A 13,182-nucleotide genomic window follows, 5' to 3' on the forward strand; every position below is an offset into this window, starting at 1 on the left:
TCCTTCAGACCAGGATCAGGTTATCGCGGTGAACCAGCTCCGGCTCCGCCATGTAACCCAACAGACCGACAATCGCCTCAGACGACTGCCCAATGATTTTCTGTGCTTCCAGCGCGCTGTAGTTGGCCAGGCCACGGGCAATCTCACGACCGTCCGGAGCCACGCACACCACCATTTCACCGCGACGGAAACTGCCCTGGACCAGTTTGACACCCACCGGCAGCAGGCTCTTGTTGCCCTTGGACAGCGCCGTCACCGCCCCCGCATCGAGCACCAGCGTGCCGCGGGTCTGCAGGTGCCCGGCCAGCCACTGCTTGCGCGCCGCCAGCATGCCGCGCTCCGGCGACAGCAAGGTGCCGATGCGCTCGCCAGCTTTCAGGCGATCCAGCACACGCTCGAGGCGCCCGCCGACAATGATGGTGTGCGCACCGGAACGCGCGGCCAGGCGCGCCGCACGCAGTTTGGTCTGCATGCCGCCACGCCCCAGCGCGCCACCCGTACCGCCCGCTACCGCATCGAGCGCCGGATCATCGGCACGCGCCTCGTAAATCAGCTGGGCGTCAGGATTGTTGCGCGGATCGGCGTCGAACATGCCGTCACGGTCGGTCAGGATCACCAACAGGTCGGCCTCGACCAGGTTGGCCACCAATGCTGCCAGGGTGTCGTTGTCGCCAAAACGGATCTCATCGGTCACCACGGTGTCGTTTTCGTTGATCACCGGGATCACTTTCAATTCGACCAGGGCGCGCAGGGTGCTGCGGGCGTTGAGGTAGCGCTTGCGATCGGACAGGTCGTCATGCGTCAGAAGAATCTGCGCGGTGTGCCGGCCATGCTCGGCGAAGCTCGACTCCCAGGCCTGCACCAACCCCATCTGGCCGATTGCGGCGGCGGCCTGGAGCTCGTGCATCGCACTGGGTCGTACGGTCCAGCCCAGGCGGCTCATGCCCGCCGCCACCGCGCCGGAGGACACCAGCACCAGCTCGACGCCCGCCTCATGCAAGGCCACCATCTGCTCAACCCATACGCCCATGGCTGCGCGATCCAGGCCCTTGCCGTCCGCCGTCAGCAACGCGCTGCCGATTTTCACGACCCAACGCTGCGCACCTGTCACCTTGCTCCGCATCATCTTCAACCTTAGCTTGAGGGCAGCACGACTTGGCGCTGCCCGTAACGTTATTCGTGTCTACCAGTTCCCAGATACTGACGATTTCCAGATACTAAAACGCCGCTCGTTTGAGCGGCGCTTCAGTTTATCGCAACGAATCAGTCGCGCACGTAAATGATTTCCGGACCATCTTCATCATCCACGTCTTCTTCGTCCCAATCATCGTCACCGATATCGTGGACCGACTTGACGCCACTGCGACGCAGGGCACGCTGATCGTCCAGGGCCTGCAACTGGGCACGCGCCTCATCCTCGATGCGCTGATCGAGATCTGCCAGCTCTTCCTGGTAAGCCGGGTCGTTCGCCAGGCGGTCGGCACGATCTTCCATGTAACGCATGATGTCGTGACACAGGCGCTCGGTACCCAGCTTGGAGATCGCGGAGATCACGTAGACCGGACCGGTCCACTCCAGGCGCTCGACGATTTCCTTGACCCGCTCATCGTGCTCTTCTTCAAGGATCTGGTCGCACTTGTTCAGCACCAGCCAGCGATCGCGCTCAGCCAGGGACGGACTGAACTTGGTCAGCTCGCTGACGATCACCTCAGCTGCGTCCGGCGCACTGCTGTCGTCCAGCGGCGCCATGTCCACCAGATGCAGCAGCAGACGCGTGCGCGCCAGGTGCTTGAGGAAGCGAATCCCCAGGCCGGCACCATCGGAAGCCCCTTCGATCAGACCCGGAATGTCCGCGATCACGAAGCTTTTCCAGCGATCAACGGAGACCACACCCAGGTTCGGCACCAGCGTGGTGAACGGGTAGTCGGCGACTTTCGGCTTGGCGGCCGACACCGAACGAATGAAGGTACTTTTACCGGCGTTCGGCAGACCCAGCAGGCCCACGTCCGCCAACACCTTCATCTCCAGCTTCAGGTCACGCTGCTCGCCCGGCTTGCCCGGCGTCGTCTGGCGCGGAGCACGGTTGGTACTGGATTTGAAACGGGTGTTCCCCAGACCGTGCCAGCCGCCATGGGCAACCAGCAACTTCTGACCAGCCTTGGTCAGGTCGCCGATCACCTCTTGGGTGGCGGAGTCGATCACGGTCGTGCCGACCGGCACGCGCAGCACCAGGTCCTCGCCCTTCTTGCCGGTGCAGTCGGTACTGCCACCGTTGGAACCGCGCTCGGCATCGAAGTGCCGGGTGTAACGGTAGTCCACCAGGGTGTTGAGGTTTTCGTCGGCGACCATGTAGACCGAGCCGCCATCACCACCGTCGCCGCCGTTCGGGCCGCCGTTCTCAATGAATTTTTCGCGACGGAAGCTCATGCAACCGTTGCCGCCGTCACCGGCCTTTACTCGAATGGATACTTCATCAACAAACTTCATAACACAACGCCTCTCGCCATACGGACGAGCCGAAAAAATCCAGACATAAGACTCTTGCAAAAATGAGCGTAGCGACCTCAATCACCGACGGCGAGTCCAGCGCGCCGACAACCCGTACAAACAGTTTTGCAAGAGACTCACCCCACAAACGAAAAAGCCCCGTCGCGAGACAGGGCTTTTCCAGCGAGTTCGCAATTAAGCTGCGACTACGCTCACGTAACGACGACCGAAGGCGCCTTTTACTTCGAACTTGATCACGCCTTCGACTTTAGCGAAGAGGGTGTGATCCTTACCCATGCCAACGCCGTAGCCAGCGTGGAATTGGGTGCCGCGCTGACGCACGATGATGTTGCCTGCTTTGATAGCCTGGCCGCCATACATCTTCACGCCAAGGCGTTTGGCTTCTGAGTCGCGACCGTTACGGGTACTACCACCAGCTTTTTTGTGTGCCATGAGTTCAATTCTCCTAGTGAGGAATTAGGCTGAAATTAAGCCTGAATACCGGTGATTTTGATCTCGGTGTACCACTGGCGGTGGCCCATACGCTTCATGTGGTGCTTACGGCGACGGAACTTGATGATGCGGACTTTATCGTGACGACCTTGGGAGATCACTTCAGCCACAACGGTAGCGCCAGCAACAACTGGAGCGCCGATATTCACGTCGTCACCATTGGCAACCAACAGAACGCGATCAAAGGTAACGGATTCGCCGGTAGCGACTTCCAGTTTTTCGATCTTCAGGTATTCACCTGGGGCGACTTTGTACTGCTTGCCGCCAGTAACGATTACTGCATAAGACATGGTATTTCTCCGATAATCCTGCTCACCCAGCTCTTTATAGGAAGAGGTATTGGCTGGCATGGCTGCATGGGCTGGAAGGCCCGTTGCAATTGCGTAAGGCAGGTGCTGCCCAGGAAGTTCAGGGTGCGCGATTGTACGCAAGGCACGAGCGCCTTGCAATAGGCCGTCCATCGCGCCTTGACAGGCCCGGACGTGGGTCCTAGCATGCCGCGCAACCCTTCTGGAGCGACTGTCGCTGATGCAACCCCAAGCTTTCTACCGCGCGGTGGCGGACGATTTTAGCGCCGTCGACGGCATCATCAAGAAGCAGCTGACGTCCCGCGTGCCGCTGGTGTCGAAAATCGGCGACTACATCACCTCGGCCGGGGGTAAACGCCTGCGTCCTTTATTAGTGCTGCTGTGCGGCAAGGCCCTGGGCCGCGAAGGCGACGACCTGCGCCTGCTGGCCGCGACCATCGAGTTCCTGCACACCGCCACCCTGCTGCATGACGACGTGGTCGACATGTCCGGCATGCGCCGTGGTCGCTCGACCGCCAACGCCATGTGGGGCAATGCCCCGAGCGTGCTGGTGGGCGACTTCCTGTACTCGCGCTCCTTCGAAATGATGGTCGAACTGGGCTCCATGCCGGTGATGAAGATCCTTTCGCAAGCCACGCGCATCATCGCCGAAGGCGAAGTGCTGCAGTTGTCGAAGGTCCGGGACGCCAGCACCACCGAAGAAACCTACATGGAAGTCATCCGCGGCAAGACCGCGATGCTTTTCGAGGCCTCGACCCACAGCGCCGCGGCCCTGTGCCAAGCGACGCCGGAGCAGGCCGAAGCCCTGCGCACGTTTGGCGATCACCTGGGCGTGGCGTTCCAGCTGGTCGACGACCTGTTGGACTACAAGGGCGATGCGGACACCCTGGGCAAGAACGTCGGCGACGATCTGGCCGAGGGCAAGCCGACGCTGCCGCTGATCTACACCATGCGCGAAGGCACGCCGGAACAGGCTGCACTGGTACGCCAGGCCATCCAGAAAGGCGGCATCGAAGACCTCGAAAGCATCCGCGCCGCTGTGGAAGCCTCGGGCTCGCTGGAATACACCGCGCAACTGGCCCGCGATTACGTGGCCCGCGCGATCAAATGCCTCGAGGCACTGCCGGCCAGCGAGTATCGCGATGCGCTGGTGGAGCTGAGCGAGTTTGCGGTCGCCCGTACGCACTGACAACGAAAAAACCCTGTGGGAGCGGGCTTGCTCGCGAATGCGGACTGACAGTCGACAGAAATGTTGGCAGATCTGACGCTTTCGCGAGCAAGCCCGCTCCCACATCAGCTTCGTGCCGCCTGCCCCCTCCTTTGTAAAACCCTATACAATGTGCGCTTTTTAGCGATCCTGAACCCAAGGAGCTTTAGTGAGCACGTTGCCACCCTGCCCAAAATGCAATTCCGAATACACTTATGAAGACGGCGCCCAGCTGATCTGCCCGGAGTGTGCCCACGAATGGTCCGCCAGTGGCGAAGCCGAGGCTGCGTCCGATGACGCGGTGAAAAAGGACTCAGTGGGTAACGTCCTGCAGGATGGCGACACCATCACCGTGATCAAGGACCTCAAGGTCAAAGGCACTTCACTGGTGGTCAAGGTCGGCACCAAGGTCAAGAACATCCGCCTGTGCGATGGCGATCACGACATCGACTGCAAGATTGACGGTATCGGCCCGATGAAGCTCAAGTCCGAGTTCGTCAGAAAAGTCTGATCCTGCCGCATTCCATCCCACGCCCGGCGTGGGATGGCGCTTCGCCCTCCCCTCCCCCGCAATCGCCAGACGCCAGCCGATTGACCCGACACATCTCCACCCGGAAAAAATCACAATTGGCCAATAGGCCCTTGCTATTTCTTGAATAAGAATTATTCTCATTGAACCCAATCAATGGAGATGAGAACCATGACTTATTTGATCGACGCCTGGCTGGATCGCCCACACCCTTACCTCAGGATCCTGCACCGGGAAACCGGGGAAGTCTGTGCGGTACTGGAAGAGGAAGCCTTGAGCGAGCTGCAGGATCAGGGTGACCTGGACGTCAGTGGCTTGAGTTCCAGCGAGCCGGTGGTGCTCAAGGAACTGGTGCGCAATCTGTTTCTGTTCTGCTATGCCCGGGCGTTGCGACCGACCCATGAGCTGCACAACAAGATCGAACTATGAAACAGCGAAAGAACAGTGGGAGCGAGCCCGCTCGCAAAGGGTGTCACCCTCATTGAAGGTGTTGAGTATCACCCCTTCGCGAGCAGGATCGCTCCCACATTAGCCCGATGTGCCATCGGGCCGGGTCTTACAGAACGTCGAGCAGCTCGACGTCGAAGACCAGTACGCTGTGCGGCGGAATGCTGCCGACGCCTTGAGCGCCGTAAGCCAGTTCGCTCGGCACGTACAGACGCCATTTGCTGCCGGCATTCATCAGTTGCAGGGCTTCGGTCCAGCCGGCGATCACGCCGCCAACCGGGAATTCTGCAGGCTGACCACGATCGTAGGAGCTGTCGAACACAGTGCCATCGATCAGGGTGCCATGGTAGTGGGTCCGCACGGTGTCTTCACGGGACGGCTTGGCGCCATCACCGGAGGTCAGCACTTCGAACTGCAGACCGGAGGCCAGGGTGGTGATGCCGTCGCGCTTGGCGTTTTCAGCCAGGAAGGTCAGGCCTTGCGCAGCGGCCGCTTCAGCCTTGGCAGCCGCTTCGGCTTGCATGATTTCGCGGATCACCTTGAAGCTGGCGGACAACTCTTCCTGGCCCACACGGCTTGGCTTGCCGGCAAACGCGTCGGTGAGGCCGGCCAGGATCGCGTCCAGGCTGACGCCCGGTGGTGGGTTGTCACGCAGTTGGTCGCCCAACTGACGGCCAATGCCGTAGCTGACGCGGGTTTCGTCGGTGGACAGATTTACTTCGGACATGACACTGCTCCGCTGTGCGGGCGACCCTGGATTTGCCGTGCATGCACAGCGTCCCCGGAGCGCCCGGAACCAAAAAGGGCCAGCAGACTAGCACAGATGTCGATGTGCTGATGAGGGGTGTCAATGATGCCAGGCAGAACCGAAGCCGATGGGCACCTTGAGGCTTTCCCCGGTCCCCGCCTCCAGCCCGCACATTTCATCATGGACCGAGGTGTGCACCAGGTTGAACGGCAAGTCGGGAAAGTCGTGAAGCACCGCCCGTGCGTGCTCCACCGAGCGCAAGTGGAACATCTGGCCCCGGGCATCGCTCAACGGATACGCCGCACCGTGCATGCGCGCCTCCAGCAGATAGATCCCGCCTTCCAGCGAGACCAGGTTCAGCTCATCGATTTTCCCGGCGATGGCATAAGCATGTAGCTCTACGAAGTTCATGAACGCACCCCACGCACTGGCGAGACAACATCCCTTTAGGGATAGGCTTCAGAACCTCAAAGTACAAGCCGGAACGCCACCGCCCGTCTGTTTCATACCCGCACCGGGCCAATCAGTGCTTGGTGAGCTTGTCCAGGTACCCCATGGCGAACGCCGAGACCACGAACGTCATGTGGATGATCACGTACCACATCAGGTGCTCGGGATCGACGTTCTTTGCGTCCATGAAAATCCGCAGCAGGTGGATCGACGAAATGGCCACGATGGATGCCGCGACCTTCATCTTCAACGAAGACGAGTCCATGGTACCCAGCCAGTTGAGCTTTTCCTTGGTGTCGTCGATGTCCAGCTGGGACACGAAGTTCTCGTAGCCGGAAATCATCACCATCACCAGCAGGCCGCCCACCAGCGCCATGTCGATCAGCGACAGCAGCACCAGGATCAGATCGGACTCGGCCATCGAGAACACGTTGGGGATGACGTGGAAGACTTCCTGGAAGAATTTCAGCGCCAGGGCCAGCAGACCGAGGGAAAGGCCGAAGTAGATCGGCGCCAGCAGCCAGCGGGAGGCGTACATTGCATTTTCGATAAAGCGTTCCATTGAATCTCACACGTGGTTGGAAATGGCGGCGAGTATACCAGCCGCCTGTTACACCCATAAACCGTCGGTAAATCCGCCACCTGCACGTGTATGACAAGGTTTTTCTGCTAGTGTCCAAACCATTGACAGCGCAGTGATATCAGACAGGAAGACTGGAAATGGATGGGCGATTGCCTTTGAAAAGCCTCGGCATGTTTCTGGCACTGTTGACCGGTGGCTGCTCGCCCGGCGAGGACAAACCTCAGACCAATCTGGACGAAAAGACCGCGCAGTTCGAAACGTCGCTGGCAGCGATTCAGGACCCCAGGCTCAAGGATGCCGTGACCGAACTGGGCAGTTCGTTGTTATTGCTCGAACGGGCGCAGCTCAAGCTCGACAGCAAGCCTGTGGAAACCGAATACGGCGAAGATGTCCTGGCCGTGCTCAAGCACTACGCCACGCCCCAGGCCCTGGTCGACACCTACATCAATGGCCTGATCGTGCTGCACAAGGACTCCAGTTCCGATTACCTGACCGACCTGCAACCGCTGTTCCCCTTCAATTTCGACATACCGGCCGGTTTTTTCTTTCCCCACGGACTGGAATGGCAGTCGGTGACCCTGAGTGACAAGCGCGTGATCGCGTTCCAGCCGGAATGGTCGGAAACCGATCCCGGCATCCAACTGAGCCCCTCCAGCTCGAACCTGACCCATCCTGACGACCTCACGGTGACCTACCCGTTCATCGACGGCCTGCAAAACAAGCACCAGCCACAACCCGTCAGCCTGCAGGGCAAAGTGGAAGTCATCGCACCGCGTCGGCTCTACAGCTTTGACCTGACGAAAAAGGACATCGGCCAGACCCGCCGCAACGACAACCTCAGCGTCACGCTGGTGAAGCTGACCGGCAACTACGCCGAAATCGAGTACAACAACAGCGCGCCGCTGGCGCCCGAGGTCGCTGAAACGCCCCTCAACCCGCTGATCGTCCAGGCCAGGGACGCCACCGGGCAATTTCTTTCGCGCTCGGGCTCGATCAACCAGAGCGCCGCGCAAATTGCCTTCTACCAAAAACAACTGGCAAAGATGCAGAAGGAAAAGGCCTGGAGCGAAGCGTTCGAAAAACAGCTTGAAGACGAGCAACGGGTCTTCGAGCAGCAACAGAAAAACCTGTACTCCAAAGTGTATTTCAACGGGCCGGTCGACAGCCTCGAGGTCAGCCTGCTCGACTTCTCGACCGCCACGGTCACGCGCAAGGACCTTGACCTGCCGGTCCGTCGCTTCGATCGGCACACCACGGAAAAAGCCATCCAGCCCCTGACGCTGCCCGTGGTGGTGTACGACGACCAGGCCCCCACGTGGCTAAAAGGGGCAGCGCTGAGCGAGGAACAACTGAAAAAAAGCGTCAGCATCCGCCAGTCGGTCGATGAACCGAGCGCCGCGCGCATCGAATTCGACCACACCCGAAGTTTCAACGATGAGCTGTTGGGCAGCGAATTCAATCCTGGCGAAAGCCCGGTCACCTTCTTTACCGAGGACAGCCGCGGCAAGCGCGATGAGCCGATCGAACTGCCGCCAGAGGCCTATCAGATCGACCCCCTGAGAGGCGTCATCACCTACGATTTGAACCTGTTCGCGCAGACGCCCGCCTACGCCGTGGGCTCCATGCCCCTGTTCCTGGCAACGGTCGACAAGCAGACCTACGATACCCACGCGCTGCCCAAAGGATTGGAGCTCAAAGGCAATGCACTGGTGGTGGACCTGAAGCTCTTTCCCGCCCAGGACTGGCGCTTTTTCGCCAGGGACAACAGCGGTCACTACCTCAAGGAGATTCTTTCGGTCAGCCACGACGCGAGCCCCGAAGGCCCGGCGTTATTCGGCGTGCATTACTTCTACGGCCAGCCCACACGGCTGGAAACCTATCAGCGTACCGACCTCAGCACCGTGCAGTACGGTTTCGAGGTCAAGCTCGACAAGACTGAGACGTCCGACCCGGCGCCGTGACTCTGTCGACCGTCAGGACGGAAAGCCGCCCGAACTGCGGCAACGTCCGCCGTTGATTTCCCGCAACTGGGCCTGCAGGTGCAGGCACCAGATCTGCGGATCGTCCGCCAGCTCGTAACCATGCAGGGTCAGGCTTTCAACGATGGTGTCGAGGATGGACTCAGCCACGAACGGACCATGAAACGGGCCCTGCGCCTTGATGGCTGAAGGTTGTTCGCCGGCCATTCCGGCAGCGAAGAGCAAGGTCCACATGCCCGTATCCCCCGCCAAAGGGCGGATGGCACACTCGATACGGGTCACAAGGCCCAGGCATTGACGGGTGAGGCAAAGGTTGCGCGACATGGCGGCGCCCCTCGGTAGATCCGCTGTTCAGCCCCCAGAGGGGAGCTGTCTCGATCCAGTGATGACTCTCCTTATCCTTGAGCTGAGGATAGAAGAAAAGTTCGAACAGGACGCCAACTGAGACCAGAAGGCGCCGAGCGGTCATTGTGTGAATCTTGACGCCAGAGTGATGGCACTTTATTAGCGGATGCACCCAATATCCCTGTGGGAGCGGGCTTGCTCGCGAAGGCGGTTCAACATTCAACACAATTGCTGACTGATCCACCGCCTTCGCGAGCAAGCCCGCTCCCACAGGTTTAATCTGCGGCGCTCAAATCAGGCCGGCTTGGCCTCCGCCAACGCTTCCTGTGCCGCTTCCTTCTCGGCTTCCTTGAGGTCTTCCTCGCTGATCATTTCGGCAATGACTCGCAGACGCTCGACCACCCTGGCATTGACGCTGCCTTCGGGGAACTCGCCGTTCTCGTCCGGCGCACCGGCCGGTTCGCCCACCAGCAGGCTCAGGGCTTCGTCCGCCTGGCGTACCGCGTACACGTGGAACTGCCCCGCACGCACCGCCGCCAGCACTTTCTCGTCGAGCATCAACGTGGCCACGTTGGCGTGCGGAATGATCGCCCCTTGCTCGCCGGTCAGCCCACGGGCCTCACAAAGGCGGAAGAAGCCTTCGATCTTCTCGTTGACCCCGCCCACCGCCTGCACTTCGCCAAACTGGTTGATCGAACCGGTGATCGCAAAACACTGCTTGAGCGGTGTTTTCGACAAGGCCGAGATCAAGGTGCACGCCTCGCCCAGCGAAGCACTGTCGCCGTCGACGTAGCCGTAGGACTGCTCCAGGGCAATGCTCGCGGAGATCGCCAGGGGGAATTCCTGGGCGTAACGGCTGCCCAGGTAACCGGTGAGGATCATCACCCCCTTGGAGTGGATCGGCTGGCCGAGGTTGACCTCGCGCTCGATGTCGACGATGCCGCTGCCGCCCGGATAGACCGTGGCGGAAATCCGCGCCGGCACACCGAAGGCCGAATCGCCGACCTCCAGCACCGTCAGGCCGTTGCACTTGCCGACGGCGGCGCCATCGGTGTCGATCAGGATGATCCCGGCCAGCATGTCGTCGAGAATCCGCGCCGAAACGCGCCCGGTGCGGGTGGCCTTGGCCTTCAGCGCGCGCTCGATGTGCCCGGCGTCGGTCATTTCGTCGCCCGCCAGGTGACGGATGAAATCCGCCTCGCTGACCAGCTGGAACAGGTCACCGATACGCGCCGACAGACGCCCCTGGTGTTCGGCCAGGCGCGCGCTGTAGGTCGCCAGGCGCGCGACGGCGTCCGCCGTCAGCGGCGCCATGCCTTCTTCCGAGGTGCGGGTTTTCAGTAACTGCGCGAATTGCTCCAGGCTCTCGTCGACCATCGGGATGTCTTCGTCGAAATCCACCAGGACGCGGAACATCTCCTGGAAGTCCGGATCGAGATCCTGCAGCGTGTAATACAACTGGCGCGCACCGATGATGACGACCTTGACCTGTAACGGAAGGTGTTGCGGAGTCAGGGTCACCGTGGCCAGGCGGCCCAGTTCGCCCAGTGGCGATTCCATCTTCAGCTTGCGCGATTGCAGGGCGCGCTTGAGGGCATCCCACACGAACGGCTCGCTGAGCATTTTTTCTGCTTCGAGGATCAGGAACCCGCCATTGGCCCGGTGCAGCGCTCCCGGACGCAACTGCCGATAGGTCGTGTAGAGCGCGCCCTGATCGGTGCTGTATTCGATGCGGCCGAACAGATTTTCGTATGTCGGGTGCGGCTCGAACACCACAGGCGCACCGCCGCTGGCGGCATGGCCGACCACCAGGCTTGGCGCGTACTGCTCTTCGAGCATCTTGCGGGCGACCGCGTCGGACTTGCTGTCGTCGACCAATTGTTCGACCACGGTTTTCAGCAGGTAGACCTGCATGGCCTGCAGGTAACCGCACACCGCCGCGTTCTCGGCGTATTTTTCCGACAATGGCGACAGCAGCGGCTGCAAGGCCAGGGTGATGGTTTCCTCATTGAGGTGACGCAACTGGTTGCTCGACTCGCGCTTCCATTGCGGCAGGCTGGCGAGTTCTTCGTTCAGACGTTCCTCGAGGGCGGAAATGTCGTCGTGAAAGCGATCGCGTTCGGCTTCCGGCAACTGAGCGAACTCTGCTTCATCCAGGGCCTTGCCGTCGCTCATCGGGGTAAACGCAATGTTGCTGGCATCGCGATAAAGCGCGACGTCCTTCTCCAGCGCCAGGCGCTCGATCACGTCCAGCGCCTTGTCGTAGCGCTGGTTGAACGCGCGATCGATGGCGCTTTTCTTCTGCTGGTAGGAAGGGTGTTCGAACACCGCCGGAAACGTCGCCAGCAGGTTGTCGATCAAGGCGTTGATGTCGCCGATGAACGCGCCGGCGCTGCCAGACGGCAGCTCCAGGGCACGGGGTTCGCGCGGTTCATCGAAGTTGTTGACGTAGACCCAGTCCGACGGGGTCTGCAATCGCTTGCCCTCTGCCTTCAGGTAACGTTTGACGAACGAAAACCGGCCGGTGCCGGGTTCACCCATGACGAACACGTTGTAACCGGGGCGCGGCATGGCCACGCCAAACTGCAAGGCTTCGACCGCACGTTCCTGGCCAAGCACACCGCGGAAGGGCTCCAGATCATTGGTGGTAGAGAAGCTGAACTGTTCAGCGGAAAACGGACGGGTCAGCGCTTCGGGCGCTAGACGCAAGCTGGCAGCAACAGGATCAGGCATCGGGCTTCCTTACATCAGGCGGGGCAGATAGCGGCATTCTGGCGCTGCCCATAGCCCACTTGCAAGGCGCAGCGTCAGCCTGAGCATAGACAAACCGGCTCCCCCAGGCGGACCGGGTCTAAATCAACGTTTTCAACGAATATTTCGCAAAAAGTAACGGAACCCTTGGAACCTGCCTAAACTCCAACCTGCGCGGCTGGAACAATAACCGGCCCTCTGGCGCCTGTTCGGGCCAAACCCTTGTCCATTGGTATGCACATAAAGAGAACAAAGCTATGAAACGGATTCTTCTCGGTACTCTCTTCACCGCTGTATCCATCAACGCCATGGCTCAGGCGCCAGGCGGCCCGGATTGCGGTTGGGGCAACATGCTGTTCGAAGGTCAGCGTGGTACTCCGGCTCACTTCCTGGCATCCACCACCAACGGCACTTCCGGTAACGCAACGTTCGGCATGACTTCCGGCACCAACGGTTGCTCGACCAATGCGTCGCTGACCTATGGCGGCAAATCCTGGTTTGCCATGAATGGCATGATGAACGAGCTGTCGGAAGACATGGCCAAAGGCAATGGCGAAGCGCTGACGACCTACGCCGTGGTACTGGGCGTGGCGCCGGAAGACCGTGCGCACTTCGCTGCCGTGACCCACGAGCACTTCCAGCAGATCTTCAGCAAGGCTGACGTGACCGCTGAAGACGTGCATACCAACACCCTGGCCGTTCTGAAAAACGATCCGCGTCTGGCCAAGTACGCTACTCAAGCTTAAGCTCGACCCGCCCGTTCCTTTCGGGGAGCGGGTTTTATTTTTTGGACCTGCCCCTCCTTGGGTCTTTATTTCTTTCGAATTTAAGTTGC

The 13,182-nt window shown here is 60.4% G+C and carries 14 protein-coding genes; 5 read left to right on the forward strand and 9 right to left on the reverse strand.

The window, feature by feature from the left end:
* Positions 1-4: 4 nt before the first annotated feature.
* The 4 genes from proB to rplU form a co-directional block, all read right to left on the reverse strand.
* Positions 5-1,123 (reverse strand): glutamate 5-kinase, encoded by a 1,119-nt coding sequence (gene proB / locus ACM6IM_RS00170; RefSeq protein ID WP_201195093.1) that lies wholly within the window; start codon positions 1,121-1,123, stop codon positions 5-7.
* A 140-nt stretch (positions 1,124-1,263) separates the two neighbouring features.
* A complete protein-coding gene (gene cgtA / locus ACM6IM_RS00175; protein WP_201194902.1) occupies positions 1,264-2,487 on the reverse strand; it encodes an Obg family GTPase CgtA in 1,224 nt (407 codons plus the stop codon).
* A 195-nt stretch (positions 2,488-2,682) separates the two neighbouring features.
* Positions 2,683-2,940, reverse strand: coding sequence for a 50S ribosomal protein L27 (gene rpmA / locus ACM6IM_RS00180; RefSeq protein ID WP_003281574.1), 258 nt, complete (start codon positions 2,938-2,940; stop codon positions 2,683-2,685).
* 35 nt (positions 2,941-2,975) lie between these two features.
* Entirely contained in the window at positions 2,976-3,290 is a 315-nt protein-coding gene (gene rplU, locus ACM6IM_RS00185) for a 50S ribosomal protein L21 (protein WP_007950961.1), read from the reverse strand.
* Positions 3,291-3,528: 238 nt separating this feature from the next.
* Here rplU and ACM6IM_RS00190 point away from each other — a divergent pair, with 238 nt between their 5' ends.
* From ACM6IM_RS00190 to ACM6IM_RS00200, 3 genes are all read left to right on the forward strand, one after another.
* Positions 3,529-4,497, forward strand: coding sequence for a polyprenyl synthetase family protein (locus ACM6IM_RS00190; protein ID WP_192309040.1), 969 nt, complete (start codon positions 3,529-3,531; stop codon positions 4,495-4,497).
* Positions 4,498-4,684: 187 nt separating this feature from the next.
* Entirely contained in the window at positions 4,685-5,026 is a 342-nt protein-coding gene (locus tag ACM6IM_RS00195) for a zinc ribbon domain-containing protein YjdM (protein WP_008028840.1), read from the forward strand.
* Positions 5,027-5,215: 189 nt separating this feature from the next.
* On the forward strand, positions 5,216-5,473 hold the full coding sequence (locus ACM6IM_RS00200; RefSeq protein WP_192309041.1) for a hypothetical protein: 258 nt from the start codon (positions 5,216-5,218) through the stop codon (positions 5,471-5,473).
* A gap of 127 nt (positions 5,474-5,600) precedes the next feature.
* On the opposite strand, the gene ACM6IM_RS00205 is transcribed toward ACM6IM_RS00200, so the two are convergent.
* From ACM6IM_RS00205 to ACM6IM_RS00215, 3 genes are all read right to left on the reverse strand, one after another.
* The gene (locus ACM6IM_RS00205) at positions 5,601-6,218 is read right to left on the reverse strand and encodes an FKBP-type peptidyl-prolyl cis-trans isomerase (protein ID WP_192309042.1); all 618 of its coding nucleotides are present in this window, start codon (positions 6,216-6,218) and stop codon (positions 5,601-5,603) included.
* 120 nt (positions 6,219-6,338) lie between these two features.
* The gene (locus tag ACM6IM_RS00210; RefSeq protein ID WP_192309044.1) at positions 6,339-6,650 is read right to left on the reverse strand and encodes a DUF6482 family protein; all 312 of its coding nucleotides are present in this window, start codon (positions 6,648-6,650) and stop codon (positions 6,339-6,341) included.
* A gap of 112 nt (positions 6,651-6,762) precedes the next feature.
* Complete coding sequence (locus ACM6IM_RS00215) at positions 6,763-7,251, reverse strand: TIGR00645 family protein (protein ID WP_192309046.1); 489 nt, start codon at positions 7,249-7,251, stop codon at positions 6,763-6,765.
* A gap of 158 nt (positions 7,252-7,409) precedes the next feature.
* Between ACM6IM_RS00215 and ACM6IM_RS00220 the strand changes: the two genes are divergently transcribed.
* Positions 7,410-9,233 carry a hypothetical protein gene (locus ACM6IM_RS00220; protein WP_414863854.1) on the forward strand — a complete coding sequence of 608 codons (1,824 nt, stop codon included), beginning with the start codon at positions 7,410-7,412 and terminating at the stop codon, positions 9,231-9,233.
* A 12-nt stretch (positions 9,234-9,245) separates the two neighbouring features.
* Here ACM6IM_RS00220 and ACM6IM_RS00225 read toward each other — a convergent pair whose 3' ends face one another.
* Both ACM6IM_RS00225 and ACM6IM_RS00230 read right to left on the reverse strand, forming a co-directional pair.
* Complete coding sequence (locus ACM6IM_RS00225) at positions 9,246-9,575, reverse strand: hypothetical protein (protein WP_192309050.1); 330 nt, start codon at positions 9,573-9,575, stop codon at positions 9,246-9,248.
* 315 nt (positions 9,576-9,890) lie between these two features.
* Positions 9,891-12,329: a Lon protease family protein gene (locus tag ACM6IM_RS00230; protein WP_192309052.1), complete on the reverse strand. Its 2,439-nt coding sequence runs from the start codon at positions 12,327-12,329 to the stop codon at positions 9,891-9,893.
* A gap of 275 nt (positions 12,330-12,604) precedes the next feature.
* Between ACM6IM_RS00230 and ACM6IM_RS00235 the strand changes: the two genes are divergently transcribed.
* Positions 12,605-13,093, forward strand: a complete 489-nt coding sequence (locus tag ACM6IM_RS00235) for a DUF3015 domain-containing protein (protein WP_192309054.1) — start codon at positions 12,605-12,607, stop codon at positions 13,091-13,093.
* The last annotated feature ends 89 nt before the right edge of the window (positions 13,094-13,182 follow it).

Origin of the sequence: Pseudomonas sp. IT-P12, from assembly GCF_949767465.1 — a bacterium.
In the GTDB taxonomy this organism is placed as follows: Bacteria; Pseudomonadota; Gammaproteobacteria; order Pseudomonadales; family Pseudomonadaceae; genus Aquipseudomonas.

Coding starts and splice junctions, on each gene's coding strand:
- ACM6IM_RS00235 (WP_192309054.1), top strand. CDS start 12,605: ATGAAACGGATTCTTCTCGGTACTCTCTTCACCGCTGTATCCATCAAC.
- rplU (WP_007950961.1), bottom strand. CDS start 3,290: ATGTCTTATGCAGTAATCGTTACTGGCGGCAAGCAGTACAAAGTCGCC.
- cgtA (WP_201194902.1), bottom strand. CDS start 2,487: ATGAAGTTTGTTGATGAAGTATCCATTCGAGTAAAGGCCGGTGACGGC.
- ACM6IM_RS00225 (WP_192309050.1), bottom strand. CDS start 9,575: ATGTCGCGCAACCTTTGCCTCACCCGTCAATGCCTGGGCCTTGTGACC.
- ACM6IM_RS00190 (WP_192309040.1), top strand. CDS start 3,529: ATGCAACCCCAAGCTTTCTACCGCGCGGTGGCGGACGATTTTAGCGCC.
- ACM6IM_RS00210 (WP_192309044.1), bottom strand. CDS start 6,650: ATGAACTTCGTAGAGCTACATGCTTATGCCATCGCCGGGAAAATCGAT.
- ACM6IM_RS00200 (WP_192309041.1), top strand. CDS start 5,216: ATGACTTATTTGATCGACGCCTGGCTGGATCGCCCACACCCTTACCTC.
- ACM6IM_RS00215 (WP_192309046.1), bottom strand. CDS start 7,251: ATGGAACGCTTTATCGAAAATGCAATGTACGCCTCCCGCTGGCTGCTG.
- ACM6IM_RS00205 (WP_192309042.1), bottom strand. CDS start 6,218: ATGTCCGAAGTAAATCTGTCCACCGACGAAACCCGCGTCAGCTACGGC.
- proB (WP_201195093.1), bottom strand. CDS start 1,123: ATGCGGAGCAAGGTGACAGGTGCGCAGCGTTGGGTCGTGAAAATCGGC.
- ACM6IM_RS00220 (WP_414863854.1), top strand. CDS start 7,410: ATGGATGGGCGATTGCCTTTGAAAAGCCTCGGCATGTTTCTGGCACTG.
- ACM6IM_RS00230 (WP_192309052.1), bottom strand. CDS start 12,329: ATGCCTGATCCTGTTGCTGCCAGCTTGCGTCTAGCGCCCGAAGCGCTG.
- rpmA (WP_003281574.1), bottom strand. CDS start 2,940: ATGGCACACAAAAAAGCTGGTGGTAGTACCCGTAACGGTCGCGACTCA.